19 protein-coding genes and 1 pseudogene are annotated in these 26,086 nt (G+C 69.9%); 6 read left to right on the plus strand and 14 right to left on the minus strand.

Annotation, left to right across the window (positions count from 1 at the left end; translation table 11 throughout):
• Positions 1-21: 21 nt before the first annotated feature.
• The 5 genes from xdhC to RIN46_RS01330 form a co-directional block, all read right to left on the minus strand.
• Positions 22-831, minus strand: a complete 810-nt coding sequence (gene xdhC / locus RIN46_RS01310) for a xanthine dehydrogenase accessory protein XdhC (protein WP_309080593.1) — start codon at positions 829-831, stop codon at positions 22-24.
• Positions 828-3,317, minus strand: coding sequence for a xanthine dehydrogenase molybdopterin binding subunit (xdhB, locus tag RIN46_RS01315; protein ID WP_309080592.1), 2,490 nt, complete (start codon positions 3,315-3,317; stop codon positions 828-830). The genes xdhC and xdhB overlap by 4 nt, the downstream gene beginning before the upstream one ends.
• 3 nt (positions 3,318-3,320) lie before the next feature.
• A complete protein-coding gene (locus RIN46_RS01320) occupies positions 3,321-4,847 on the minus strand; it encodes an FAD binding domain-containing protein (RefSeq protein WP_309080591.1) in 1,527 nt (508 codons plus the stop codon).
• A gap of 457 nt (positions 4,848-5,304) precedes the next feature.
• Complete coding sequence (locus RIN46_RS01325) at positions 5,305-6,807, minus strand: NCS2 family permease (RefSeq protein ID WP_309080590.1); 1,503 nt, start codon at positions 6,805-6,807, stop codon at positions 5,305-5,307.
• Positions 6,808-6,820: 13 nt separating this feature from the next.
• On the minus strand, positions 6,821-7,306 hold the full coding sequence (locus tag RIN46_RS01330) for a nucleoside deaminase (RefSeq protein WP_309080589.1): 486 nt from the start codon (positions 7,304-7,306) through the stop codon (positions 6,821-6,823).
• Positions 7,307-7,706: 400 nt separating this feature from the next.
• Here RIN46_RS01330 and RIN46_RS01335 point away from each other — a divergent pair, with 400 nt between their 5' ends.
• Positions 7,707-9,590 carry a calcineurin-like phosphoesterase family protein gene (locus tag RIN46_RS01335; RefSeq protein WP_309080588.1) on the plus strand — a complete coding sequence of 628 codons (1,884 nt, stop codon included), beginning with the start codon at positions 7,707-7,709 and terminating at the stop codon, positions 9,588-9,590.
• Positions 9,591-10,189: 599 nt separating this feature from the next.
• Here RIN46_RS01335 and RIN46_RS14300 read toward each other — a convergent pair.
• Complete coding sequence (locus RIN46_RS14300) at positions 10,190-10,741, minus strand: matrixin family metalloprotease (RefSeq protein ID WP_375164259.1); 552 nt, start codon at positions 10,739-10,741, stop codon at positions 10,190-10,192.
• A gap of 441 nt (positions 10,742-11,182) precedes the next feature.
• Between RIN46_RS14300 and RIN46_RS01340 the strand changes: the two are divergent.
• A pseudogene (locus RIN46_RS01340) lies at positions 11,183-12,193 on the plus strand (IS481 family transposase); the annotation flags it as partial.
• A gap of 104 nt (positions 12,194-12,297) precedes the next feature.
• Here RIN46_RS01340 and RIN46_RS01345 read toward each other — a convergent pair.
• Genes RIN46_RS01345 through eat form a run of 5 tightly spaced genes read right to left on the minus strand, consistent with a single transcriptional unit; the run spans position 12,298 to position 18,154 of the window.
• Positions 12,298-13,104: a 3-oxoacyl-ACP reductase gene (locus RIN46_RS01345; protein WP_309080587.1), complete on the minus strand. Its 807-nt coding sequence runs from the start codon at positions 13,102-13,104 to the stop codon at positions 12,298-12,300.
• Positions 13,105-13,144: 40 nt separating this feature from the next.
• Positions 13,145-14,521: an aldehyde dehydrogenase family protein gene (locus RIN46_RS01350; RefSeq protein WP_309080586.1), complete on the minus strand. Its 1,377-nt coding sequence runs from the start codon at positions 14,519-14,521 to the stop codon at positions 13,145-13,147.
• Positions 14,518-15,288, minus strand: a complete 771-nt coding sequence (locus RIN46_RS01355; protein ID WP_309080585.1) for a gamma-glutamyl-gamma-aminobutyrate hydrolase family protein — start codon at positions 15,286-15,288, stop codon at positions 14,518-14,520. Before RIN46_RS01355 ends, RIN46_RS01350 begins: the two co-directional genes overlap by 4 nt.
• Positions 15,288-16,661: a glutamine synthetase family protein gene (locus RIN46_RS01360; RefSeq protein WP_309080835.1), complete on the minus strand. Its 1,374-nt coding sequence runs from the start codon at positions 16,659-16,661 to the stop codon at positions 15,288-15,290. The genes RIN46_RS01355 and RIN46_RS01360 overlap by 1 nt, the downstream gene beginning before the upstream one ends.
• Positions 16,662-16,717: 56 nt before the next feature.
• Positions 16,718-18,154, minus strand: coding sequence for an ethanolamine permease (eat, locus tag RIN46_RS01365; RefSeq protein WP_309080584.1), 1,437 nt, complete (start codon positions 18,152-18,154; stop codon positions 16,718-16,720).
• A 191-nt stretch (positions 18,155-18,345) separates the two neighbouring features.
• Between eat and RIN46_RS01370 the strand changes: the two genes are divergently transcribed.
• The gene (locus RIN46_RS01370; RefSeq protein WP_309080583.1) at positions 18,346-19,101 is read left to right on the plus strand and encodes an FCD domain-containing protein; all 756 of its coding nucleotides are present in this window, start codon (positions 18,346-18,348) and stop codon (positions 19,099-19,101) included.
• Positions 19,102-19,114: 13 nt separating this feature from the next.
• Here RIN46_RS01370 and RIN46_RS01375 read toward each other — a convergent pair whose 3' ends face one another.
• From RIN46_RS01375 to RIN46_RS01385, 3 genes are all read right to left on the minus strand, one after another.
• Positions 19,115-19,807, minus strand: coding sequence for an FCD domain-containing protein (locus RIN46_RS01375; protein ID WP_309080582.1), 693 nt, complete (start codon positions 19,805-19,807; stop codon positions 19,115-19,117).
• Positions 19,804-21,156, minus strand: coding sequence for an MFS transporter (locus tag RIN46_RS01380; protein ID WP_309080581.1), 1,353 nt, complete (start codon positions 21,154-21,156; stop codon positions 19,804-19,806). The genes RIN46_RS01375 and RIN46_RS01380 overlap by 4 nt, the downstream gene beginning before the upstream one ends.
• A 110-nt stretch (positions 21,157-21,266) precedes the next feature.
• Complete coding sequence (locus tag RIN46_RS01385) at positions 21,267-21,935, minus strand: DNA alkylation repair protein (RefSeq protein WP_309080580.1); 669 nt, start codon at positions 21,933-21,935, stop codon at positions 21,267-21,269.
• 280 nt (positions 21,936-22,215) lie between these two features.
• Between RIN46_RS01385 and RIN46_RS01390 the strand changes: the two genes are divergently transcribed.
• The 3 genes from RIN46_RS01390 (at position 22,216) to aceB (ending at position 25,955) form a co-directional block, all read left to right on the plus strand.
• Positions 22,216-22,680 carry a hypothetical protein gene (locus tag RIN46_RS01390; protein WP_309080579.1) on the plus strand — a complete coding sequence of 155 codons (465 nt, stop codon included), beginning with the start codon at positions 22,216-22,218 and terminating at the stop codon, positions 22,678-22,680.
• Between the two features lie 205 nt (positions 22,681-22,885).
• Positions 22,886-24,199 carry an isocitrate lyase gene (gene aceA, locus RIN46_RS01395; RefSeq protein WP_309080578.1) on the plus strand — a complete coding sequence of 438 codons (1,314 nt, stop codon included), beginning with the start codon at positions 22,886-22,888 and terminating at the stop codon, positions 24,197-24,199.
• Positions 24,200-24,323: 124 nt separating this feature from the next.
• On the plus strand, positions 24,324-25,955 hold the full coding sequence (gene aceB, locus RIN46_RS01400) for a malate synthase A (protein WP_309080577.1): 1,632 nt from the start codon (positions 24,324-24,326) through the stop codon (positions 25,953-25,955).
• Positions 25,956-26,086 lie beyond the last annotated feature (131 nt).

Here is a 26,086-nt window from a genome sequence, read left to right on the forward strand (position 1 = left end):
GGGGCACGGCTGCCACCGGGCTCACGCCGGCGTCGTGCCGCCTCCGACGGCGATCCGGGTCAGGAGGTCGGCGGCGACGCTCACGGCGATCGTCGCCGGGAGCTTGCCCGGCACCCCGGGCAACCCGATCGGACAGTCGATCCCCTCGACTGCGCCCTCCTCGTGGCCCATCGCGGTCAGGTTCGCCTTGAAGCGCGTCCACTTGGCGTCGGAGCCGATGAGGCCGATCGAGGCGAGGCCGGGGTGCCGCAGCGCCGCATCGCACAGGTGCAGGTCCTCGGCGTGGTCGTGGGTCATGATGAGCACGTGGGCGCCCTCGGGCAGCCGGCCGATCACCTCCTCGCCCATCACGGCCGGTTCCGGGTGGATCCGGGCCACCGACGGCTCGAGGACGTCCAGTCCCTCGAGCTGCTCGGGGCGCGAGTCGCTCAGGTGCAGCTCGAGGTCCTGGCGGGAGAGGATGCGGGCGAGTTCGAGGCCGACATTCCCCAACCCGAAGATCGCGATGGTCGTGGGGACGCGCAGCGGTTCCAGCAGGACCGTCACCTCTCCTCCGCAGCACTGGCGCCCGTACTTCGCCGGGGCCTTGTCGTTCAGCCGCAGCGTCAACAACTCGGGGCCGGCCGCGGGGTCCGCCAGCATCTCCCGCGCCCGGATCACGGCCGTCATCTCCAGATTGCCGCCCCCAATGGTCTCGAGGACCGCATCGGCGGTGACGATCATCTTGGCCCCCGCCTCGCGCGGGGCGTGGCCGCGGACGGCGGCCAGCGTCACGAGGACGGCTGGCCGCCGGCTGCGGCGGAGGTCGGCGGCCGCATCGATCCAGGTCATGGCATCGACGCCGCTGCCCTCTGCGGATCCGGCGCACCCGGAGCCTGCGCCTCGGGCGACGACGGTGCGGAGGCCCCGTGCGCCGTCGCCGTCGGACTCGGCGTCGTGCCCTCCGGGGCCTGCGCCCCCATGGGGCTCTCCTCCGCGGGCCTCTCCGCGCCGCCGCGCACGCTCTGGATCGCCCAGAAGACCGCCTCCGGCGTCGCCGGCGAGGCCAGCTCCACGGAGCGTCCCGGCGCGCCGAACTCGGCGACAGCCTGGCGGAGGGCCTCCCGGACGGAGAACGCAAGCATCAGCGGTGGCTCGCCCACGGCCTTGGAGCCGTAGACGACGCCCTCCTCATGCGCCTTCTCCAACAGCGACACGTTGAAGACCTCCGGCATCTCGGAGAAGCTCGGAATCTTGTAGGTACTCGCCGCCTGCGTGGCGAGACGGCCCCGGGTGGGGCGGTCGCTCGTGTCCCAGCGGAGGTCCTCGAGCGTCATCCAGCCGGCGCCCTGGACGAAGCCGCCCTCGATCTGCCCCAGGTCGATCAGCGGAGAGAGCGAGTCGCCGACGTCATGGACGACGTCGACCCGGCGGAGCGTGTAGGACCCGTCGAACCGGTCGACCTCGACCTCGCTGGCCGCGACCCCGTAGGAGAAGTACTTGAAGGGTTCGCCCTTCATAATGCTTAGGTCCCAGTGCAGCCCCTCCGTCCGGTAGAAGCCGGCCGCGGAGAGCTGGACGCGCTGGAAGTACGCCGTGCGCACCAGGTCGGCCCACTCCAGGGTCTCCCGGGTGCTCAGACCGCTGACGACGCCGCGGTGGAAGCGGATCTCGTGGGCGGGGACGCCGAGCCGGGTCGCCGCCACCTGGGCCAGCCGTCCCCGGATCTGCTCGCAGGCGTCCTTCACGGCCCCGCCGTTGAGGTCGCTGCCGGAGCTGGCGGCCGTCGCGGAGGTGTTGGGGACCTTGTCCGTGCGCGTGGGCGCCAGCCGGACGGTCGGCAGCGGCACCCCGAGGGTGGTGGCCGCGACCTGCAGCATCTTGGTGTGCAGCCCCTGGCCCATCTCCGTCCCGCCATGATTGACCAGCACGGACCCGTCCTTGTAGACGAGCACCAGCGCGCCGGCCTGGTTGAACGCGGTGAGATTGAAGGAGATGCCGAACTTCACGGGCGTCAGTGCCAGCGCGCGCTTCCGGTGCTCGTGGGAGGCGTTGAACGCGGCGATCTCCGCCTCGCGGCGCCCCACGTCCCCGGTCGCGAGGACCTGCTCCCACGCGGCCGCCAGCCGGTCCGGGTGGCGCACCGGCTGGTAGTAGGGGGTGTCCTGCCCCTCCACGTAGAAGTTGCGGCGGCGCAGCTCCCGGGGGCTGAGACCCAGCCGCGGGGCCACCCGGCCGAGGATGTCCTCCATGACGAGCATGCCCTGGGGTCCGCCGAAGCCGCGGAACGCCGTCTGGGAGGTCTTGTGGCACTTGGCGATCCGCCCGTGCACGCGGATGTTCGGCACCCAGTACCCGTTGTCGATGTGGCACAGGGCGCGGGTCAGCACCGGTTCTGACAGATCGAGGCTCCAGCCCCCGTCGGCGGTGAGCGTCGCGTCGAGCGCGAGGATGCGCCCGTCGTCGTCGAACCCGATCCGCCAGGAGGAGTGGAAGCCGTGCCGCTTGCCGGTCATGGTCATGTCCAGCGTGCGGTTCAGGCGGACGCGCACGGGCCGGCCCGTGAGCACGGCGCCGAGGGCCGCGACGGCCGCGTACCCGTGCGGCTGCATCTCCTTGCCGCCGAACCCGCCGCCCATGCGCAGCACCTGCACGGTCACCTGGTGGGCGGGGACGTCGAGCACGTGGGAGACGATGTCCTGGGTCTCGGTGGGGTGCTGGGTGGAGCAGTTGATCATGATCTGCCCGCCCTCGTCCACGGAGGCCAGGGAGTTCTGGGTCTCCAGGTAGAAGTGCTCCTGCCCGGCGAACTCGAACTCGCCCTCGAACACATGCGGCGCATCGGAGAACGCCGCACCGACGTCGCCCTTGTCGATCTCCGGCCGGATGCCGTGGTAGCTCCCGGCCTCGATCGCGTCCCGGATGGTGACCAGGGACGGGAGGGGCTCGTAGTCCACCACGACGGCGGCGGCGCCGGCCTTCGCGGCCTCGAGGTCCTCGCCGAGGACCCAGGCGAGCGGCTGGCCGTAGAACATGACCTCCTCGACGGGAAGCATCGGCTCGTCGTGCTTCGCTCCCTGGTCGTTGACGCCGGGGATGTCCTCGGCGGTGATGACCCGCACGACGCCGGGCACGTCGGCGGCGGGTGCCGGGTCGAGCCGCAGGATGCGTGCGTGGGCGTGGGTCGACTGCACCGGGTAGGCGTGCAGGACCCCGACCATGCGGTGGACGAGGTCGTCGGTGTAGAGGGCCGTGCCGGTGACGTGTTCGACGGCGGACTCGTGCGGATGGCTCTCCCCGACGATGGAGCCGGTGGGGCGCTGGGACAGGTCGCTCATGGGTTACTCCCCCTTCCGGGGCCGGGTGGTGGCCAGCTGCTCGGCGAAGAACCGCTCGAGCGAGGACTCGAGCATGGCCCTGCGGTAGGCCGCGCTGGCACGGTGGTCGTCGAGCGGGGTGCCCTCGGCGCCCAGGACGGGTGCGGCGGCGCGGATGGTCTCCAACGTCCAGGGCCGGCCCTCGAGGGCCGCCTCCGTGGCGCGGGCCCGCAGCGGCGTCGCGGCGACGCCGCCCAGGCCGATGCGCGCCTTGACGACCACGCCGTCGTCCACGGTCACGGCGTAGCCGATCGCGACGCTGGAGATGTCGTCGAAGCGGCGCTTCGAGATCTTCTGGAAGGAGGTCAGTGGCGCCAGGGGCCGCGGGATGCGGATCGCGGCGATCAGCTCGTCGGTGGCCCGCACCGTCTGGCGGTAGCCGGTGAAGTAGTCCGCCAGCGGGACGGTCCGGCGGCCCCCGGAGGACACGAGCACCAGCTCGGCCTCCAGCGCCAGGAGTGCCGGCGGGGTGTCGCCGATGGGCGATCCCGTGCCGAGATTGCCGCCGATCGTCGCGCCGTTCCGGATGAGACGGGAGGCGAACTGCGGGAACAGCTTGCCCAGCAGGGGGATGCTGCCGGCGAGCTCCCGCTCGAGCTCGCTGAGCGTGCAGGCCGCCCCGAACTCGACCGCGCCGTTGGAGACATCGATCCGGCGCAGTTCGGCGAGCCGGTCGATGGCGACCACGGAGCGGGCGCGGGCTCCCTTCAGATTGACGTCGACGCCCCAATCGGTGCCGCCGGCGACGACGACGGCGTCCTGCTCCTCCGCCAGGATGCCCAGGGCCTCGGCGAGCGTGGCGGGCCGACGGTAGCGGCCCGTCTCCCCCGACGGCGTGTCCGCTCGGTGCAGGTCGGTGGCCGCTGGTGCCGGTGCGGGGCGGGCGAGCCGGGCGGCGAACGGATCGTCCTCGTCCGGCGTCCCCAGGGCGAAGGCGGCGTCGCGGATCGGGCGGTAGCCGGTGCACCGGCACAGGTTCCCGGACAGCGCGTGGAGATCGAATCCGTTCGGACCGCACTCGTGGCCGTCCCGGTCTGCGTCGGCCGCGGCTACCGGTCCGGAGGCCGCGTCCGGCGCGGGTGCGACGGCGGCGCGCTCGGGCCGGTAGTACTCCGAGGCCATGCTACAGACGAAGCCCGGCGTGCAGTAGCCGCACTGCGATCCGCCGCTGCGCGCCATCTCCCGTTGGACCGGGTGCAGGTCCTCGCGGGTCCCCAGCCCCTCGGACGTGAGGACCTCCTGGCCGTCGAGCGCGGCGGCGGGGAGCAGGCACGCGTTCAGCGCCGTCCAGCGGGTGCCCTCGCCGTCGTCGCGGGCCACGAGGATCGCGCAGGCGCCGCACTCGCCCTCGGCGCAGCCCTCCTTGCAGCCGATGAGGCCCTCTTCGCGCAGGAAGTCGAGGGCGTTGGTGTGGGTGGGTCCGTCGAACTCCCGGACGGTCCCGTTGACAGTGACGAAGCACCGTGCTGCTTGAATTGTCTCCGCGGTCATGCCGCCTACCTCCGACGCCTCGGCAGTGAGGCGCTCTGTCAGAAAGAAATGGGTGAAAAAGGGAACGGGCCATCGGGGACGGCCCGAGGCGGGGTGCTTCCGCGGTCGTGAGCCCGCCTGAGGCCGCGTGCCGCGGAACGGCGCCGGGGGTCCTGAACTGCGCTGGGTCCTGAATTGCACTCAGGTCCTTCGCAACAGGACCATGCGGACAGGGCCGTACGGGCAGGAGGGCATCGCGGCCGCGACCGGCCGCCCCGCAGGGTCGGCGGCACAGCACCGCGGGGGTCAGTCGCCGTGGGCGATCTGCCCGGCTCCCCAGGCACCGCATCCACCCATGATCATCCTCCAGCTATTCCGAATCATGGAAATATTCTTCACTCTCTCGAAATTCTGACCATCCGGGCGAGGTATGTCAAGCATCACATCGGGCCGCCCGGGAGCGGACCGGGGTTGGCGGCTACCCGAGGAGCGCGGTGATCGGCCCCCGCGCGAAGTACACCAGGAACCCCGCGGCGACGATCCACATCAGGGGGTGGATCTTCCGGTAGCGGCCGGCCGCGGTGTTGACGACCACCCACGCGATGAACCCGACGCCGATGCCGTTGGCGATCGAGTACGTCAGCGGCATGGTGATCAGCGTCAGGAAGGCCGGGAGTGCCGAGGAGAACCGCTTGAAGTTGATCTCGCGGATCTGCGTGCACATGAGCGTGCCCACCAGGACGAGGGCGGCGGCCGCGACCTCGATCGGCACCACCGAGGTCAGCGGCGTGAAGAACATCGACCCCAGGAACAGGACTCCGGTGACGACGGCGGCGAGCCCGGTGCGCGCGCCCTCACCGATGCCCGCGGCCGAGTCCACGTAGACGGTGTTCGAGGACGATGAGCCCATGCCGCCGCCGACGGCCCCGAGGCCCTCGACGACGAACGCCGCCTTCAACCGGGGGAACGTTCCGTCCTTGCGAGCCAGGCCGGCATTCCGGGCCAGACCGGTCATGGTGCCCATGGCGTCGAAGAAGTTCGTGAACACGAGCGTGAAGACGAGCATCGTCCCGGCGAGGACTCCGATCCGGGAGAAGGCCCCGAAGAGGTCGAACTCTCCGGCCAGGCTCAGGTCCGGCACGGAGACGATCTGCCCTGAGAGGACCGGCGTGTTCAGATGCCACCCGTGCTCGTTCCCGGCGGACATCGGACCGAGGCGGAGCACGGCCTCGACGATCGCCGCCAGCACGGTGGTGGCGACGATCCCGATGAGGATGCCGCCCTGGACGCCGCGCGCCACGAGGGCGCCCATGATCAGCAGCCCGACCACGAATACCAGGGTCGGGACGGACACGATCGACCCGCTGTCGCCCAGCTGGACCGGCGGCCCGCCCACGGTCCGCGTCACGAAGCCGGAGTCGACGAAGCCGATGAACGTGATGAACAGGCCGATGCCGACGGTGATGGCGGCCTTGAGGTCCTGGGGGATGGCTTTGAAGATGGCCGTCCGGATGCCGGTCAGTCCGAAGATCACGATCAGCACGCCGTTGATGACCACCAGTCCCATGGCCTCCGGCCAGGTCACGTCCTGGATCACGGACACGGCCAGGAACGAGTTGATGCCCAGGCCGGCCGCGAGCCCGAAGGGCAGGTTCGCGACGAGGCCGAACAGGATGGTCAGCGCACCCGCGGTGAGGCCGGTCATGGCGCCGACCTGCGCGGCGGGGAGCCAGCCCCCGGCAACGTCGACCGGCGCGGCCTCGGCGCTGAACCCACCGAGGATGAGCGGGTTCAGGATGACGATGTAGGCCATGGTGAAGAACGTGACCAGGCCGCCACGGAACTCCCGGGACAGCGTCGATCCGCGTTCGCTGATCCTGAAGTAGCTGTCCAGCAGCCGGGCCGGCCCGGGCGCCGCCGGGGCCGGTGCGGGAGTACCCGTGGGGCCGGGCGTCGCCCTCGAGGGCTGGGTCGTCGTCATGGGGCCGCCCTCCCTAGTAGTCCACTCGGGTCTCGAGTTCGCCCCAGGCGCGGAACGGCCTCAGGTGCGCCTCGGCACCGGGAACCTCACGGACCACCGGCATGAGCGCACGGTCGGCGTCCTGGGCGAAGTAGTCGTAGAAGACGGCGTCGTCGAATCCCGCGTGGGCGGCGTCGTGGCGGTCGGCGGCGAACACCACGCGCTCGATCCGGGCCCACAGCGCCGAGGCCAGGCACATGGGGCAGGGTTCGCAGCTGGAGTAGAGCGTGCAGCCGCTCAGGTCGAAGGTGCCCAGCCCGCTGGCGGCCGCGCGGATCGCGACGACCTCGGCGTGCGCCGTGGGGTCGTTGCTGGCGGTGACCCGGTTGACCCCCTCGAACGTCCTGCCGTCGGGGGCGACGACGAGGGCGCCGAAGGGCCCACCCGCGTTGAGGACATTGGTGGTGGCGATCTCGATGGCCATCGACAGGTAGTCGCGGCCGGTGGTGGGGACGTCCATTGTGAGGCTCCTGGAATACTCGCCGGACCAGTCGCAGAGCCGATCGACCCCTACGGTCGCTCGAGTCCCGGTGCAGCCGGTCGGCTGGAAACGGATTGACCTAACGCCCGGTAGATAGCGACCCGACCCGCGGGTGCCCGCCATAGACAGTCACCGACCGTACCAAGCTTCTGTGATCTGCGCCACACTTTTTGGAAAAATCTTCTTGCCTAGCGGTAGCGAGCAGCGTCGGCGGCGCGGCTCCCGCCACCGGAGGGTTCGCCTCCGCTGCGGTGCGCGGCCGGTCGAATTCACAGGAAGGCCGACGACGCGTCGGCCCGGCGTGACCCTCCGTTAACGGCCGCCGGACACCGTGGGGAGACGTTGGGGGACATCCGACCGCTTCTACGGAGGACCACACGTGAACTCGACCTTCCGCACGAACCATCGACCCGAACGCCACCGCTCGACCAGCATCACCCGTGCCGCCACGGGCACCCTGGCGGCCGGCGCCGTCGCCCTGCTCGCCGCCACGGCCGGCGGCGCCGCCGCGACCGCTACCCCCGCGCCGTCGGCACCCGCCGCCTCCGCCCCCGGCGAGTGGGCCGAGGAGGCCTACCGCGGCGACGTCGAGGTCGTCCCCGGCTCCGGCGACGCCGACGAGACCCTCGAGGGCGTCGTGTTCGACGACAGGGACCGCGACTCCACGCAGGACAACAACGAGCGCGGCATCAAGGGCGTCACCGTCTCCAACGGGCGCGACGTCGTCACCACCGACGCCCGGGGTGCCTATTCGCTGCCGGCCTTCGAGAACATGACGGTGTTCGTCACCCAGCCGGCGGGCTGGCAGGTGCCGGTCGACGCCGACAACGTCGCCCAGTTCTCCTACAACCACCTGCCCGAGGGCTCGCCGGAGCTGAAGTTCGGCGGCATCGACGCCACCGGGGCGCTGCCCGAGGCCGTGAACTTCCCGCTGGCGAAGTCCAAGACCACCAAGTCCAAGGAGCAGCACTGCCTGATCGGCGGCGATGTGCAGACCTACACGCAGGAGGAGGTCGAGTACGCGAAGAACGGCGCATTCGCGGACCTCGCCGAGCGGACGGACTACGAGGGCTGCGGCGCCCTTTTCATCGGCGACGTGGTGGGCGATGACCTCTCCCTCTACCCGCAGACGCGCGAGCTCGCCGGCATGCTCAACGGGCCGGCGCGCTTCCTGCCCGGCAACCACGATCTGGACTTCGACGCGACCGACTCCGCGCACACGTTCGACACCTTCCGCGCGAACCTCGGCCCCGAGTACTACTCGTACGACGCCGGCCGGGCCCACGTCGTCGCACTGAACACGGTGGAGTTCCCGACCCAGCAGCCGGCCCGCAAGGGCGATTACACCGGCTCGCTGGACGAGCGCCAGCTCGAGTGGCTGCGCAACGACATCGCCAACACCCCGGAGGACAAGTTGATCGTCCTCGCAGCGCACATCCCGCTGCTGGACTTCGCCGATCAGGGCAGCTCCAAGCACCAGGTGGCGCAGGTCAAGGAGATCTACGAGCTGCTGGAGGGCCGCGAGGCGATCGCGCTCGGCGGCCACACCCACAGCATCGAGAACCTGCGCGCCGGCGACCGGCTCGAGGGCTGGAAGGACGTGATGGGCGTCGACGAGCTGCCGTTCACGCACATCACCGCGGGCGCCATCTCCGGCGACTGGTTCTCCGGCCAGCTGACCGAGGAGGGCTACCCGGAGGCCGTGCAGCGCGACGGCGGCCGCCCGGGCGTGCTGACGCTGGACATCGACGGCACCGACGTGACGGAGCGCTTCACCGTCCGCGGCGAGGACGCCTCGGACCACGTGAACTCCGACCAGATGAACCTGGGTGTGAACACCCCGCGCTACCGCGAGTGGTTCGAGGCGAACAAGGCTGACAAGGGCGAGGCCGAGGAGTTCGCCGAGCCGCTCGCCGTCTCCCGCGACGACCTGGCCGGTACCACTTGGCTGACCACTAACTTCTGGATGGGCTCCACGGGTTCGGAGGTCGAGGTCTCGATCGACGGCGGGGAGGCCGTGGCCGCCGAGCGCACGCAGAAGATGGAGGGCGAGGGCCAGCTGGTCGGCGCCGAGTACTCCGACCCGGTGGCGGTCCAGCAGCAGCTGGTCCACGGCGGCTCGCTCGCGGACCGCATGATGCACCTCTGGCGCCTGGAGCTGCCGGCCGATCTGGCCGCCGGCGAGCACACGGCCACCGTGACCGCGACCGACGTGCACGGCCGCGAGTACACCGAGGAGCTGACCTTCACGGTCGCCGACTGACACTCGTCGGCCCCGAGGGCACCCGACGACGGCGAGAGGGCCTCCATCGCGCCGTCGACCGTCGTGAATCTGTCCGCGTCCGATATCGGGGAGTCCGGCATGGGCGCGACATTCTCGCCGCTCACTGTGAATCGGCCGGCCGGGCCTCCGAGCACGATGTAGACCTCGTGCTCGGGCACCCATTCGAGGAAAAGAAGCACCGAGTCCCCACCGCGAAACAGCGGATCCTCCTCGACGTCGTGCAACACGCCCTCGTGTACACCGCCTGTCTGTCGAACCACTATGACCTCGGACTCGGGTCGCACGCCCGAGCTATGGAGCCACTTCCTAACGGACAATGTCGCGTCGCTCAATGGAACGCTACCAGCCACTAGGTCGGCGAATTCCGTCGACTGCACCTCCGCGACAACAATTCCATCCGCAGCGTCTTTCAATTCCTTTAATGTTTCAAATTCCCCAGGGTAACTCAATTGGGGATGCACCGTAGCCGTGGGTTCCGCACTCGGACCCGCGCCTCCCGCACAAGCCGAGAGAGACAATCCTGCTGCCAACGCGAGTGCGAGAATTCTAAATTTCATGTTCGTCATTGCAGCCCACCCTCAGTAGAGCGCGTTAACGCCGTTTATGTCGTCGACTTGTGGTGTATTATGGATCCTTCCACTCGTGGCGGGGTACATTACTGCATACCTATTGGATACGTGCGCCAAGCCGACAAGGTGCCCAACCTCGTGAACGGCAACTCCGCGAACCTTGGCATAAGAGTAATATTGAGTGTACCTAGAGTTTAGAACTCCTACAGAGCCGTTATAAAAATATCCGCCACTGTACCGGTATTGCGCAAGCCCATCCCAGGAGACATCCGACCGATAAGCGGTCGTGAGCGTGACCTGAGCGGCCGGTGAGTTTGAGTACCGCACAGCGAGATCTCTCATCTTATCCCAGTCTGCAATAGCGCCATTCCATGCGCTATTATGACTTCCATACTGCCCAGGATGTGGATGAGTAGTAACGCTGGCATATCGCCACTTGGCCCCAATGTGCGCATATGCTGAAGCGGATTCAGCTCCGACCGTCACAAAAGACCCGATAGCGGCAATCGTAATTACTGAGGCGACAGCACGAATTGGAAATTTTTGTTTTCTCATCAGCATCCTCCACGCTCCGCTCACGAGGGCCCACCCCGTTCGAATTAAGTGTTCCAGCCCTCAATCGCTCAATTGGCCTCGAGATGCGAACCTTGCGTATGTTTTCGATGAAGTCAATGGTTGATGCCAAACTGATACCAAAGGTCGCCAGCGGCCGGGTAGGCAGACGAATCTGTCCATCTGCGTGGTTGGTCATCCTGCACACTCGATCGTGCGAGGTTCGGGGGCGCATATTCATCAGCGGTCGCAGTCAGTAGCCAGCGTCACGGAGAACAGATTGCTCCGAATTCGACCGTTGCACCATATGGCCATGGCCCTTAGTCTGGCATGACCATTAGATGTTGTGGGTCATGACGTTATGACAGTTCCGGGACGTGAGAAGGGGTAGCTCTTCGCGGCAGGATTGATATCCGCGAAGAAACCATTCCCTGCGAGGAGCTACCCCTCATGTCCCACTCTAACGCCGCACTGACCCCTGTCGCCCGCCTGAAGGTCGTCGAGGCTTGCCAGCACCGCCCGAAGGCCCATGTCGCGGCCGAGTTCATGATCAGCCGGGCCACCGTGACCAAGTGGTGCCGCCGCTACGCCGAGCACGGGACCGCCGGCCTGCAGGAGATCTCCAGCAGGCCGCACGCCTCCCCGTCGCAGACCCCGCCGGAAGTCGTGGCCCGGATCGAGGCGCTGCGGCGTGATCACAAATGGTCCGCGACCCGGATCGCGTTCAAACTCGGCTGCGAGGGGATCCGCATCAGCCCCCGGACAGTCGGGCGCTGGTTCGCCCGCCTCGGCATCAACCGGCGCCGGCACCCGCTCCCCGACGAGGAGAACTCGAGGAAGACCTCCCGGAAGATCACCGCCCGGTACCCCGGGCACATGGTGCACCTGGACGTGAAGAGGACCGGCCGTATCCCCGACGGCGGGGGCTGGTTCGCCCACGGCCGAGACAGTGAACAGGCCCGCGCCGCCGAACGTGCGAAGGCCAAGAAAGGCGCCCGACGCGGGTACGTGTACCTGCACACGATGGTGGACGGATTCACCCGTCTGGCCTACACCGAGACCCTGCCCAACGAGCAGGCTCCGACCACGATCGGATTCTTCCATCGGGCCCGGGCGTTCTTCGCCACCCACGGCATCACCCGGATCACGCGGGTGGTCACGGACAACGGGCCGAACTACACGGCGAAGAACTTCGTACGATCCGTCTTGGCGACCGCCGCCTCTCATCAGCGGATCCGAGCGTACACGCCCAGGCACAACGGCAAGGTCGAACGCTACAACCGGATCCTCGCCGAGGAGTTCCTCTACGCCCGCATCTGGACCTCAGAGGACGAATGTGCCGAAGCGCTAAAGACATGGGTGATTCACTTCAACTACCATCGACCCCATAGCGCCGCGAAGGGACACCCACCCGTCTCACGCCTCCGGGCCAGTGCCACCAACGTCATGGCCTCATACACCGCCGACGCCACCGGACAGCGAACGACGGCGGTGCCGGACCTGGAAATGGTCCGGCACCGCCGTCGTCGTTCAGCCCACCGCTCCCCCTCGGCACGCGGGCCCAATCAGAGCGGGGTGACGTAGGCCCCGGCGATACCGCCGTCTACCAGGAACTGGCTCGCCGTGATGAAGGAGGAGTCGTCCGAGGCCAGGAAGGCGACGGCTGCGGCGAGCTCGTCCGGCTCGGCGAAGCGGCCCAGCGGCACGTGCACGAGCCGGCGCGCGGCCCGCTCCGGATCCTTGGCGAAGAGCTCCTTGAGCAGGGGTGTGTTCACCGGGCCGGGGCAGAGCGCGTTGACGCGGATGCCCTGCCGGGCGAACTCCACGCCGAGCTCCCGGCTCATCGACAGGACGCCGCCCTTGGACGCCGAGTAGGAGATCTGCGACGTGGCGGCCCCCATCACGGCCACGAAGGAGGCGGTGTTGATGATCGATCCCCGGCCCTGCTCCTGCATGTACGGGATGACGTGCTTGCAGCAGTAGTACACGGAGGTCAGGTTGACCTCCTGCACCCGGCGCCAGGCCTCGATGCCGGTCTCCAGGATGGACGCGTCGTCCGCCGGCGAGATGCCCGCGTTGTTGAAGGCGATGTCGACGCTCCCGTGCGCCTCCTTCGTCGCCTTGAAGACGTTGACGACGTCGTCCTCGTTCGTGACGTCCGTGCGCACGAACAGGCCGCCGACCGACTCGGCCGCGGCCTGGCCCGCCTCGTCGGAGCAGATGTCGGCGATGACCACCTGCGCCCCCTCGTGGGCCAGTCGCCGGGCCGTGGCCAGGCCGATCCCCGAGGCCCCGCCGGTGATGACGGCGCTGCGGCCCTGGAGTCGGTTGCTGACCAGCCCGTTGTACGGCGCTGCGTTGGTTTCTGTCACTGGATGCTCCTAGGTGTCCGGTGTGGGATGTCGGGTGTGGCTAGTCGGTGGAGATGAAGACGTTCTTGACCTCGGTGAAGGCGTCCAGGGCGTCGGGGCCCAGCTCGCGCCCCAGTCCCGATTGCTTGAATCCGCCGAAGGGGGTGGAGTACCGGACCGAGGAGTGGGAGTTGACCGAGAGGTTCCCGGCCTCGACGCCGCGCGAGACGCGCAGGGCGCGGCCGACGTCGGAGGTCCAGATCGACCCCGACAGCCCGAAGGCGGAGTCGTTGGCGATGCGGACGGCGTCGGCCTCGTCGTCGAAGGGGACGACGGCGACCACGGGTCCGAAGATCTCCTCCTGCAGGGCGCGCGCCCCGGGATCGCGGGGCGTCAGGACCGTGGGCGGGAACCAGAATCCGCCGCCCTCGGGGGCCTCTCCCTGGAAGGCGACTTCGGCGCCGAGGCGGCCCTCGCCGTCGTACACGTAGGAGGCGACGGCGTCCCGCTGGGCGGCCGAGATGAGCGGACCCATGTCGGTGCCCTCGTCGCCGGGGTCGCCGACCCGGAAGGCCTTGACGGCGGGCTCGAGCAGCTCGAGGAAGCGATCGTAGGCGCTGCGCTGGACCAGGATCCGCGAGCGGGCGCAGCAGTCCTGCCCGGCGTTGTCGAAGACGCCCCCGGGGGCGTTGGCGGCGGCCTTCTCCAGGTCGGCGTCGGCGAAGACGATGTTGGCGCTCTTACCGCCGAGCTCCAGCGTGACCCGTTTGACTTGCTCCGCGCAGCCGGCCATGATCCGCTTGCCGACGCCGGTGGAACCGGTGAAGACCACCTTCCGGACCGCCGGGTGGGTGACGAACCGCTCCCCCACCACGGAGCCCTTGCCGGGGATGACCGTGAGGACGCCCTCGGGGATTCCCGCCTCCAGCGCGAGCTCGCCGAGGCGGATGGCGGTCAGCGGTGTGAGCTCGGCCGGCTTCAGGACCACGGTGTTCCCGGCGGCCAGCGCGGGGGCGAGCCCCCAGCCGGCGATCGGCATGGGGAAGTTCCAGGGGACGATCACGCCGACCACGCCGAGCGGCTCGTGGAACGTGATGTCGACGCCGCCGGCCACGGGGATCTGCTGCCCCAGGTGCCGCTCGGGCGCGGCCGCGTAGTAGGTCAGGACGTCGCGTACATTGCCGGCCTCCCAGCGGGCGTTGCCGATCGTGTGGCCGGCGTTCTGAACCTCCAGCTTCGCGAGGTTCTCGAGGTCGGCGTCCACCGCGGCGGCGAAACGGCGCAGGAGGCGGGCGCGGTCCGCGGGCGCCACGGCCCGCCAGGTCTCGAAGGCGGCTGCGGCCCGCTCGATCGCCCGGTCGGTGGCGGCGACGTCGGCCAGCTGGACCTCGCGGATGCCCCGGCCCGTCGCGGGGTTGAGGACGGTGAACGAGCTCATGCGTGGCTCTCCTGTCGTTGGTGTCGGTGGGCGGTGGCCGCCTCGATGAAGCCGGCGAACAGCCTCGCGTCGGCGGGGTTCTCCTCGGGGTGGAACTGCACGCCGAGCACCCAGCCCGGCGCGGCGGGGCACTCGACGGCCTCGATGGTCCCGTCGGGGGCCCAGGCCGTGGCCCGCAACCCCTCGCCCAACCGCTCCACCGACTGGTGGTGGTAGCAGGGCGAGGTGGCCGACTCCCCCAGTAGCTCCGCGGTGAGCGATCCCGGCGCGGTGGTGAACTCGACCGTGCCGAAGACGCCCGGGGACGGCTGGTAGCGCGACTCGGGCAGCAGGTCCGGCACATGCTGGTACAGCGTGCCGCCGAGGGCGACGTTGAGGATCTGCGCCCCCCGGCAGATCGCGAACAGGGGCAGCCCGCGCTCCAGCGCGGCACGGGTGAGCCGGATGTCGTGGTCGTCCCGCTCCGGCTGCGAGGCGGTGCTCGGGTGCGGCTCCGCCCCGTAGTTCGCGGGATCCACGTCGACGCCGCCGATCACGATCAGCCCGTCCAGCCCGTCCAGCACGGACTCGTCCGTGCCGACCGGCGGCAGCAGCAGCGGGGTGCCGCCCGCGGCCACCACGCCGGTGACGTACTTGCCCGGCACGATCGCGGCGGGACTGGTCCAGACGCCCCAGGACGCCTGCTGCCAGTAGGTGGTCAGCCCGATCCGCGGCCGTCCGGCGACGCGGGGCCGGCCCGTCTCGGTTCCCAGAATCGTCGGCTCCATCAGTGGCGCTCGAATCCCCGGCGGACCTCCCAGTCCGTGATGGCGGCGTTGAACTGCTCGAGCTCGACGTCGGCGTAGTGCGTGTAGTGGTCGACGACCTCCTGGCCGAAGACCTCGCGGGCGATGGCCGAACCGGCGAAGAGCTCGCGGGCCTCGGCCATCGTGTGCGGGACGTGCTCGGCGTCGGAGTCGTACGCGTTGCCCTCGACCATGGGCGGCAGCTCCAGGCGGTGCTCGATGCCGTAGAGCCCGCCGGCGAGCATCGCCGAGAGGGCCAGGTACGGGTTGGCGTCGGCCCCGGGCAGCCGGTTCTCCATGCGGGCGGACTGCCCGGCCCCGACGAGGCGGACGGAGCAGCTGCGGTTGTCCAGGCCCCAGGCGACGGCGGTGGGGGCGAAGGATCCCTTGGCGAACCGCTTGTAGGAGTTGATGTTCGGCGCGTAGAAGAGGGTGAACTCGCGCATGGTGGCGAGCACGCCGGCGATGAAGTGGTCGTACAGCGGCGTGCGCCGTCCCTCCTCGGCGTCCCAGAAGGCCAGGCCGCCGTCGAGCCCGCGCAGGGACATGTGAATGTGGCAGGAGGACCCGTCCCGCTCGTTGGGCTTGGCCATGAAGGTCACGGACTGCCCGCGCTGGGCCGCCATCTGCTTGGCCGAGAGCTTGTAGAAGACGTGGTTGTCCGCGGTGGTCACCACGTCGTCGTACCGGAAGGCGATCTCGTGCTGGCCGAAGTTGCACTCGCCCTTGGCCGACTCGACGATCATCCCGGCGTCGTACATCGTGTTGCGGATATCGCGCAGGAGAGGCTCGACGCGCATGGAACCGAGGATCGAGTAGTCCACGTTGTACTGGTTTGCCGGCGTGAGGTTCAGGTAGTGGCCGTCGTGGGCCTCCTCGTAGCTGGTGTTGTAGACCATGAACTCGAGCTCGGTGCCGGCGAGCGCCCGGTAGCCGAGCTCGGCGGCCTTCTCCTGCTGCGCGCGGAGCAGGCTGCGCGGCGAGACGGCGACGCGGCCGCCCGAGGTGTAGTCCAGATCCGACTGGATCATCGCCGTGCGCTCCAGGTAGGGCACCCGGCGGATGGTGTCGAGGTCCAGGTCGAACTCCATGTCCCCGTAGCCGGTGTCCCAGCTGGTCATCGAGTATCCGTCGACCGTGCGCATGTCGGTGTCGACGGCCAGGAGATAGTTGCAGGCCTCCGAGCCGCTCTCCAGGGCGGAGTCCAGGAAGAACCGGCCGTGGATGACCTTGCCCTGCAGACGTCCCTGCATGTCGGTGAAGGCGACGATCACGCTGTCGATCTCGCCGCTCCGGACGGCCTCGCGGAGCTGCTCGACGGTGAGCATCCTGTCGTTGCGCGGATGTGAAGTCATGGTCCTGCTTTCCTGGTGGGTGTCGTCGGCATGGGCCTCGTCGGCGGTCAGGGGGTTCATTTGAGCGTCTTCTCCGAGTCCTCGAGCATCGCGAACTCCTCCTCGGGGGCGCTGGCGACCAATCGGTGGCGGCTGTAGAACCAGAAGTAGGCAATCGCGGCGAGGAAGACGACGGCGGTGATGCCGGCGGCCTTCGCGTCCAGGACGAACGTGGCGACCAGGGCCACGACGGCGAGCACGAGGGCGATGCCGGTGGTGACGACGCCTCCGGGCGTCCGGTAGCCGCGGGCCAGGTCCGGCTCCTTGACCCTCAGCATGATGTGGCTCAGGTTCAGCAGGACGTAGGACACCGTGGCGCCGAAGACGGCGATGTTGATGAGCAGGCCGCCGTCGCCCGTGGCGGCGGCGAGCACGAAGCCGACGGTCCCGGGGACGAGCAGGGCGACCCACGGGGTGTGCCGTTTGGACGTGAGGGAGAGGAAACGCGGGAGGTAGCCGGCGCGGGAGAGGGCGAAGAGCTGCCGCGAGTAGGCGAAGACGATCGAGAAGAAGCTCGCGACCAGGCCGGCCAGCCCCGCGTAGTTGACGATGTCGGCCACCAGTGCGTTCTCGCCGTAGGCCGCCCGGAGCGCCTCGGGCAGGGGCGAGTCGGAGGTGCCCATCGCGCTCGCGCCCGCAGTGCCCGGGACCAGGACCAGCATCGCGGCCCCGGAGACCACCAGGAACAGCATGGCGAAGATGATGCCGCGCGGCATGTCCCGGCGGGGATCGGCGGTCTCCTCCGCGGCCAGCGGGACGCCCTCGATCGCGAGGAAGAACCAGATGCCGAAGACGAGGGCCGCGAGCACGCCGGGGACGCCGAAGGGGAGGAATGCACTGGATCCCACGGACCCGTCCGGGACGATGTCGAAGAGGTTGGCCGCATCGAAATGCGGGATCAGCGCAATGGCCGTGACGAGCAGGGCGACGACGGCGACGGCGGTGATGCCGAACATCAGCTTGAGCGCCTCGCCGACGCCCCAGAGGTGGATGCCGATGAAGACGATGTACGTCACCAGGTACACGGGCCACGAGTTGGTCAGTCCGAACAGGCCCAGGGCCTCGATGTAGCCGCCGATGAAGGTCGCGATCGCGGCGGGCGCCACCGCGTACTCGATGAGCACCGCGACACCCGTGGCGAATCCTCCCAGCGGCCCGAGCGCCCGGCGGGCGAACCCGTAGCCGGCTCCCGCCGTCGGGAGCGTCGAGGAGAGCTCCGCGAGCCCGAAGACCATGCACGTGTACATGACCCCCATGAGCACGAAGGCGATGAGCAGGCCGCCCCATCCGCCGACCGCCAGGCCGAGGTTCCAGCCGGAGAAGTCGCCGGAGATGACGTAGGCGACTCCGAGGCCCGCGAGCAGGATCCACCCGGCGGCACCGGACCTGAGCTGTCGGTGCCGGAGATAGTCCTGGTCCACCGAGTCGTAGTCGATATGGGGTGCACGTGCCATGGTCGCCCTCGCTGCCGAGTTGGGATGTGTTCGTGGCCCGAACCCTCAATGGGATGATTTCAGACCTTTGAATCTCCTCAACTGTGAGTCACGTTACGGCGAGCGTCAAGACTTGGCGCGTTAAGACTTCGTTTCAAGGGTCTACTACTGCACCAATTCCGTGGCGCCACGGGCCGTGGCATGCTGTTGCCATGGGTACACCCGACAAGCAGCAGGCCCCGCCCTCGGCGAGCTACCGCCTGCTGGGCGTCGCCCGCAAGGGCAATGCCTTCGAGGAGACGGTCGAGCACCTGCTGCGGGGTTTCCGGCTGGGCCTCTTCCCGCCGGGCGGCAGGCTCCCCCCGGAGCGCGAGCTGGCGGAGGAGCTGGGCGTCTCGCGGGCGACTCTGCGGGACGCCCTCGCGGAGTTGCAGAAGGCCGGGTACCTGACCATCCAGCGTGGGCGCTACGGCGGCGCGATGGTCGCCACGGAGCTGCCCACGCGGGGCGCGGTCCTGGACTCCGGTGACCTGGAGCTCGTCGAGGATGTCCTGACCTTCCGGGCCGTGGTGGAGCCGGCGGCGGCGGCGCTGGCGGCCAGGGCGGCCCTGACCGCGGCGCAGCGGAACGGCCTCCTGGACACCCTGCGGGCCGTCTCCGCGGCCGGCCCGGGCCAGTACCGCCCCCTGGACGCCCGCCTGCACATCGCCATCGCGGAACTCACCGCGTCGCCCCGGCTCGCCGCCGCCGTGGCCGAGGCCCGGGCCGCGACCAGCGACCTGCTGGACCGGATTCCGTTCCTGGCGCCCAATATCGAGCACTCCGACGTCCAGCACCAGGCCATCATCGAGGCGATCCTCGCCGGAGACCCGGAACAGGCGCGGGGTCTCATGGCCGAGCACCTCGAGGGGACCGCGGCTCTCCTGCGCGGCTTCCTCGCCAGCGGGGACATCCGCACCGGCGCCTGACGCGCCGGTGCCGTCAGCGCGCGGGCTGGCGGCGCGGGACCCAGCTCATGCAGTAGTCCAGGTTCGCGATGACGGTGCGCACGGCGGCCTCCGCGTCGCCGGCGGCGATCGCCTCCACGAGCTCGTCGTGGCCGGAGGCCAGGCAGCCGTCGAACCCGGCCTCGAGCCGCTGCACCATCTTGGTCCCGTGGAAGACGTCGCCGAAGCTCGCGTAGAGCTCGTGCAGCAGCGGGTTCCCGGACGCCTCGGCGACGCGCAGGTGGAAGCCCCAGTCGGCCTCCGACCAGCCCGGGTAGTCCGCGGCGTCCCACGCCGCCCGGCGGCGGGCGAGCAGCTCGCGCAGCTCGGCGACGACCAGCGGGTCCGCGGCCTGCGCGGCGAGCCGGGCGGTCTGCGTGTCCAGCGCGAAGCGGACCTGGAGCACGTCCTCGTCCGCGTGCTCGCGGTAGACGCGCTGCGCCGTCGCACTGATCTCACTGGTGGCGCGCACGTAGGTCCCGTCCCCGCGCAGCACCTCGAGGAGCCCGGCGTGGGCGAGCGCCTTCACGGCCTCGCGGAGCGTGCCGCGGGAGACGCCGAACTCCGCGACGAGCTCCGGTTCCGGCGGGATCCGCTCCCCCACAGGCCAGCGGCCGGAGGCGACGGCGTCCCGCAGCCTCCCGACGACCTCCTGCATCAGGGGCGCGCGGACCGGCCCGCCGCTCATGCGCGCGCCTGCCCCGGCATGCGGCCGTAACGGCTGATCCGGTAGCCGAGGACGAACTGGAGCACGGTGCAACCGATGAGGATCATGAGCGGGACCGTCCAGGAGCCCAGCGCCCCCTGGAGCAGCCCGAGGCCGAACGGGCCGATCGCCGCGACCAGGTAGCCCAGCGACTGGGCGAGCGTGGACAGCGCCGTGGTCTCCGTGGCGGTCTCGCCGCTGCGGCTGATCAGCAGCATGAGCAGCGGGAAGATGCCCAGGCCGAACCCGATGAAGACGGACGGGACGGCCGCGGCCCCCACCGGCAGGACCAGCAGGGCGACGGTCCCGACCACGTAGGACGCGCAGGTCAGGACGAACGCCGGGCGCAGGAGCCGGGGCTTCGACGCCATCCAGAGGACGATCATCACGGTAGGGATGCTGACCGCCTGCAGCAGACCGAGCATGAACCCGGCCGTCGCGGCGTCCAGCCCGCGGGTGACCAGCATGTGGGGGTACCAGCTCATGAACGTGTAGACCAGCAGCGCCTGGACGGCGAAGAGGGACGTGAACAGCAGGCCCTTGCGCGTGGCGAGCATCGGCCACGGCGAGACGTGCGGGGGAAGCGGGCCGGACGAGCGTTGCGCCGCGGCGGCGATGGGCAGCAGGACCAGGAGCGCCAGGGCCGCCGGGACGGCCCAGGCGGCGAGGCCGAGCGTGGGCGAGCCCAGCGCGGTGGCGATCGGGAAGCTGAAGGCGGCCGCCGCGGTCGCGCCGACGGACAGCGTCACGCTGTAGGTGGCGGTCATCGCGGCCGTGCGCCGGGGGTGGTGCTCGCGGATGAAGGACGGCATCGCGACGTTGCAGACCGCCAGCCCGCACATGCCGAGCACCGTTCCGACGAGCAGCAGCCACGTCGACTCGACGGCGCGGACGGCCAGTCCGAGGGTGAGCAGCACGAGCGCGAGGGCCAGGGCGCGCTCGAGCCCCGTGCGCTTGACCAGCCAGGCGGTCCCGGCCCCCGCGAAGGCGAAGCAGAGCACCGGGATGGTCGGCAGGAGCGAGGCGACGAACGTCCCGTAGCCGAGCATGGCCTCGAGGTCGTGGTACAGCGGCGCCGCCGAGGCGATGCCGGCGCGGAGGTTCAGACCCACCAGGACGACGGCGGCCACGGCCAGCAGCACGGCGAGCCAGCGGCGGGGCTGCTCCGCGGACGACGCCGCGGAACCAGCTGCCGGCTCCGCACCTTCCGCCGCCCCCTCGAGCTGCCCAGGCTGCCCGGGCCGCTCGGACGGCTCGGTCAGGATCGCGGCCTCGGCGAGCGCAGTGGGCGGTTCCGGGCGGGTCGCATCGGCGGCGGTCTCGGACGTCATGCTTAAACATTAGACGTCTGATGTTTGCCTGGGCGAACTTCGTGATGGACTCCACGGGGCGCTCCCCGCTCCGGGCCGCCGACCGTGGCCACCGGAGGTCCGGGAGGCCCTCAGCCCTCGCTGCGGCGCCGGACGATCTCGTTGACCCAGATCGGCACGTACGGCGACGTGCAGTTCGGCGGCGTCGGATAGTCCTTGAGGACGCCCAGGCGCTCGCCGATGTCCAGGGCGCGCTCCCGGTGCTCCGCATGCTCGATGCCGATATTGCCGAGACAGGTGTTCATCGCCCATTGCAGGCGTTCCGGGGCGTCGCGCATCTCGGCCTCGATGGTCTCGAGCAGACCGGGCAGATCGAGCCCCTCCGGCTTCTTCACCACCCGGTCGCTCGTCAGCGCCCAGCCGGCGCTGGCGACTACGGGGTCGGCGTCGCCCAGCCAGGAGGTCCGCAGCTCCTCGGCATGCGAGCTCTTGCGGACCACGTACGCGACGAGCCAGTCCTGGACCTTCGGGGCCCGGGCGTCCCGGAGCATGGCGTCCAACTCGTCGCGCTCGAACGCCTTGGGCCGGCAGATCAGGAGCGCCAGCAGGCGGGCCGCCGCGTCTCCGGTGGCCCACAGGTCACGCGCCAGGTCCTGCTGCGTCTTCAGTCGCTTGGCCACGGCCCGCAGCTTGGTCAGGTTCACCCCGTGCTCGTCGCCGTGTCGCTCGTTGACGGCGCGGACCCTCGGATCCTCCAGTTCGGCCAGTTCCGCCATGACCTCTTCGAGAGTCTCCGCCATCGCTCCTCCTCCGCTCTCGCCTGCAGTCCTCGACCGCACCGGCTCGCCCAACTGCCCCCAGCCTAGGCCCGCTCTCGCGAGACGGGGAGGCCTCGCGGCTCCCTGCGGCCCAGCTGCGCGGGACGCGCTGACGCCGTCCGGCGGGCCCTGTCCGCCAGCACCACCCGCTGTCTTTTCCATGCTCCTCCGCGGGCCTATCCTGAGCATGCAGCCCCACCCGCCGCCACCAGCTCGGGCGGTCGCCGCCACCGCAGCCTCCGCCATCACCGAAAGGCCCGCCATGTCAGTAGAGCAAGCAGAGCCCGCCGAATCGGCCGAGGCCGTCAGCCGCCGTCTGCACCTGGAGCCGGGCGACGCGGTCTTCGTCATCGGCGGAACCCCGGAGGAGCACCAGCTCCTCGAGCCGCTGCCCGACGGCGCCGCCAAGGTCGACGCACCCGCCGAGGCCGACGCGGCCGTCCTCTTCGCCGCGGTGCTGGAGGACCTAGAGATCCTGCTGGATCAGAGGCTCACGCCCCTGACGGCGGCCCGCGCCGTCTGGGTGGGCTACCCGGTCGACGACGAGCTGACGCGCCCGGCCGTGGACGACGCCGTGGCGGCCCGCGGCTGGGCGCCCGGGGCCGAGACCGCGCTGTCGGACGCCTGGCGCGCCGTGCTCATCGTGCCGCGGCCCGCCGGGACGCGCTGGGTCCCCTCGGCGGAGGAAACGGCCGATGCCCCGGCCGACGAACAGCCCGACCCGTAGGACCGGACGGACGACAACTCCGGCACTTTTACTCGAAATGAGAAGAAGTGCAGAAATTTTCTTCACCAACCCCTATTGACGGGTCGAAATCTGGCGAAAAGTTGATCCCACGACGAGGCGCCACCGGAACCCCACCGGCACGGACCACACGGTCCGGCACCTCGTGAAGACGTTCCGCAACGGACGATCACCGAGGGAGTCAACGATGACGAACAGCCAGAACCGCGAGCAGGAGACCCAGCAGCGCATCGAGCGCCTGGAGCTCGAGTGGACCGCCGACCCGCGCTGGGAAGGCATCACCCGCGACTACGCCGCCGCCGACGTCGTACGCCTCCAGGGCACGGTCCAGGAGGAGTACACGCTGGCCCGCCGCGGCTCCGAGAAGCTGTGGAACCAGCTCCGCGAGGAGAACTCCACCGGCGCCTACACGAATGCGCTCGGCGCCCTCACCGGCAACCAGGCCGTCCAGCAGGTCAAGGCCGGACTCCGCGCCATCTACCTCTCCGGCTGGCAGGTCGCTGCCGACGCGAACCTCGCCGGGCAGACCTACCCGGACCAGTCGCTCTACCCGGCGAACTCGGTGCCGCAGGTGGTCCGCCGCATCAACAATGCGCTGCTCCGCGCGGACCAGATCGAGCACGCCGAGGGCGTCAGCACGGTCGAGGACTGGCTGGTCCCGATCGTCGCCGACGCCGAGGCCGGATTCGGCGGCCCGCTCAACGCCTTCGAGCTCATGAAGTCGATGATCGGCGCCGGCGCCGCGGGGGTGCACTGGGAGGACCAGCTGGCCAGCGAGAAGAAGTGCGGCCACCTCGGCGGCAAGGTGCTCATCCCCACCGGCCAGCACGTCCGCACCCTCAACGCGGCCCGCCTCGCCGCGGACGTCTCCCACGTCCCGAGCGTCATCGTGGCCCGCACCGACGCCGAGGCCGCCACGCTCCTGACGTCCGACGTCGACGAGCGGGACCAGCCCTTCCTCACCGGCGAGCGCACGGCCGAGGGCTTCTACAAGGTCCGCAACGGGATCGAGCCCTGCATCGCCCGCGCCAAGGCCTACGCCCCGTACTCCGACCTCATCTGGATGGAGACAGGCACCCCGGACCTGGAGCTCGCCCGCCGGTTCGCGGAGGCCGTCAAGTCCGAGTTCCCGGACCAGATGCTCGCCTACAACTGCTCGCCGAGCTTCAACTGGAAGAAGCACCTGGACGACGAGACGATCGCCAAGTTCCAGCGCGAGCTCGGCGCCATGGGCTTCACCTTCCAGTTCATCACCCTGGCCGGATTCCACGCCCTCAACCACGAGATGTTCGACCTCGCCCACGGCTACGCACGCCGCGGCATGAGCGCCTACGTGGAGCTGCAGGAGCGGGAGTTCGCCTCCGAGTCCCGCGGCTACACCGCCACCAAGCACCAGCGCGAAGTCGGCACCGGCTACTTCGACGCCGTCTCCACCGCCCTCAACCCGGGCGGCTCCACCCTGGCCCTGGTGGGATCCACCGAGGAAGGCCAGTTCCACTAACCCCTCCAGGACGACGGCGGTGCCCGCCGCCCCTCGGCGAGGCCCGGCCACCGCGAGGCGTGCCGGCCGCCCCGGCGAGGCACCGCCGTCGTCCTCCCCCTTCACTTCTCCCGAGGAGACCGCCATGAACAACCCGATCACCCTGAACGGCATCACGATGACCGCCTCCCCCGTCTGCCAGCAGCAGCGGGTCATCACCCCCGAGGCCCTGGACTTCCTGGGCGAGCTGCACCGCCGGTTCGACGGCCGGCGCCGCGAGCTCCTCAACGCCCGCGAGCAGCGCCGGCAGGCCATCTCGCGCGGCGCCGACCCCAAGTTCCTGCCGGAGACCCGGCACATCCGCGAGGACGACTCGTGGCGGGTCGCCCCGATCGCGCCGGGGCTCGAGGACCGCCGCGTGGAGATCACCGGCCCCACGGACCGGAAGATGACCATCAACGCGTTGAACTCCGGGGCCAAGGTGTGGCTGGCCGACATGGAGGACTCGCTGACGCCGAACTGGCGGAACGTGGTCAAGGGGCAGCTGAATCTGCAGCGCGTGCTGGACCGCGAGATCGACTTCACCACCGAGGAGGGCAAGGAGTACCGGCTCACGGGCGAGACGCTGACCGACCTGCCGACGATCGTGGTCCGGCCGCGCGGCTGGCACCTGCCGGAGAAGCACCTGCTGATCCAGAACCAGCCGATCTCCGGTGCCCTGGTGGACTTCGGGCTGCACTTCTTCCACAACGCCAAGCGCCTGATCGAGCTCGGCCGCGGCCCGTACTTCTACCTGCCGAAGCTGGAGAGCCACCAGGAGGCCCGGCTGTGGAACGACGTGTTCGTCTTCGCGCAGGACTACCTCGGCATCCCGCAGGGCACTGTCCGGGCGACCGTGCTGATCGAGACGATCACCGCGGCGTTCGAGATGGAGGAGATCCTCTACGAGCTGCGCGACCACGCGGCGGGCCTGAACGCCGGCCGGTGGGACTACATCTTCTCCATCATCAAGAACTTCCGCGAGCGCGGGCCCCGCTTTGTGCTGCCGGACCGCTCGATGGTCACCATGACGGCCCCGTTCATGCGGGCCTACACCGAGCAGCTGGTCCGGGCCTGCCACCGCCGCGGCGCCATGGCGATCGGCGGCATGGCGGCCTTCATCCCGAACCGGCGCGACGAGGCGGCGAACGCCGTCGCCTTCGAGAAGGTCACCGCGGACAAGACCCGCGAGGCCGAGGACGGGTTCGACGGCTCGTGGGTCGCCCACCCGGACCTGGTGCCCGTGGCGCGAGAGGTGTTCGACGGCGTGCTCGGCTCGCGCCGGAACCAGCTCGACCGCTCCCGCGACGACGTCCAGCCGGACGATGTGGCGCTGCTGAACGTCGCCGCGACGCCGGGCCTCATCACCGAGCAGGGCGTGCGCAGCAACATCGAGATCGGCATCCGCTACATCGAGTCGTGGCTGCGCGGCAACGGCGCGGTGGCCCTGCAGAACCTGATGGAGGACGCCGCCACGGCGGAGATCTCCCGCTCGCAGATCTGGCAGTGGATCCACCAGGGCGCCGTCACGGACGACGGCGAGCTCATCACCCGCGAGTACGCCACGGAGCTGCTCGAGGAGGAGTTCGCCCGGATCCAGCGCTTCGAGGGCGACCGGTTCGACGAGGCCCGGGAGATCTTCGAGGCGGCCGCGCTGGCGGACCGGTTCCCGGACTTCCTGACCCTGCCGGCCTACAACCGGTACCTGTGCGAGACCAAGGAGCTGCAGACCGCGTGAGCTGAGCGGGCAGCCGGCGGAGATCCCGCCGGCGCAGTTCCGACCGATGTGGCGGCGGATCCCCTTTCCTGGCAGAGCAGGGGGTCCGCCGCCATGGCGTGGCGCGGGGTTTTTGGCGCTGAGCGGTGTTC

The organism is Zhihengliuella sp. (assembly GCF_031178195.1).
Taxonomy (GTDB): domain Bacteria; phylum Actinomycetota; class Actinomycetes; order Actinomycetales; family Micrococcaceae; genus Zhihengliuella.

Coding starts and splice junctions, on each gene's coding strand:
- RIN46_RS01325 (WP_309080590.1), bottom strand. CDS start 6,807: ATGACGACGACCCAGCCCTCGAGGGCGACGCCCGGCCCCACGGGTACT.
- RIN46_RS01375 (WP_309080582.1), bottom strand. CDS start 19,807: ATGAGCGGCGGGCCGGTCCGCGCGCCCCTGATGCAGGAGGTCGTCGGG.
- xdhB (WP_309080592.1), bottom strand. CDS start 3,317: ATGAGCGACCTGTCCCAGCGCCCCACCGGCTCCATCGTCGGGGAGAGC.
- RIN46_RS01390 (WP_309080579.1), top strand. CDS start 22,216: ATGTCAGTAGAGCAAGCAGAGCCCGCCGAATCGGCCGAGGCCGTCAGC.
- eat (WP_309080584.1), bottom strand. CDS start 18,154: ATGGCACGTGCACCCCATATCGACTACGACTCGGTGGACCAGGACTAT.
- RIN46_RS01370 (WP_309080583.1), top strand. CDS start 18,346: ATGGGTACACCCGACAAGCAGCAGGCCCCGCCCTCGGCGAGCTACCGC.
- RIN46_RS01360 (WP_309080835.1), bottom strand. CDS start 16,661: ATGACTTCACATCCGCGCAACGACAGGATGCTCACCGTCGAGCAGCTC.
- RIN46_RS01385 (WP_309080580.1), bottom strand. CDS start 21,935: ATGGCGGAGACTCTCGAAGAGGTCATGGCGGAACTGGCCGAACTGGAG.
- RIN46_RS01330 (WP_309080589.1), bottom strand. CDS start 7,306: ATGGACGTCCCCACCACCGGCCGCGACTACCTGTCGATGGCCATCGAG.
- xdhC (WP_309080593.1), bottom strand. CDS start 831: ATGACCTGGATCGATGCGGCCGCCGACCTCCGCCGCAGCCGGCGGCCA.
- aceB (WP_309080577.1), top strand. CDS start 24,324: ATGAACAACCCGATCACCCTGAACGGCATCACGATGACCGCCTCCCCC.
- RIN46_RS14300 (WP_375164259.1), bottom strand. CDS start 10,741: ATGCTGATGAGAAAACAAAAATTTCCAATTCGTGCTGTCGCCTCAGTA.
- RIN46_RS01380 (WP_309080581.1), bottom strand. CDS start 21,156: ATGACGTCCGAGACCGCCGCCGATGCGACCCGCCCGGAACCGCCCACT.
- RIN46_RS01320 (WP_309080591.1), bottom strand. CDS start 4,847: ATGACCGCGGAGACAATTCAAGCAGCACGGTGCTTCGTCACTGTCAAC.
- RIN46_RS01350 (WP_309080586.1), bottom strand. CDS start 14,521: ATGAGCTCGTTCACCGTCCTCAACCCCGCGACGGGCCGGGGCATCCGC.
- aceA (WP_309080578.1), top strand. CDS start 22,886: ATGACGAACAGCCAGAACCGCGAGCAGGAGACCCAGCAGCGCATCGAG.
- RIN46_RS01355 (WP_309080585.1), bottom strand. CDS start 15,288: ATGGAGCCGACGATTCTGGGAACCGAGACGGGCCGGCCCCGCGTCGCC.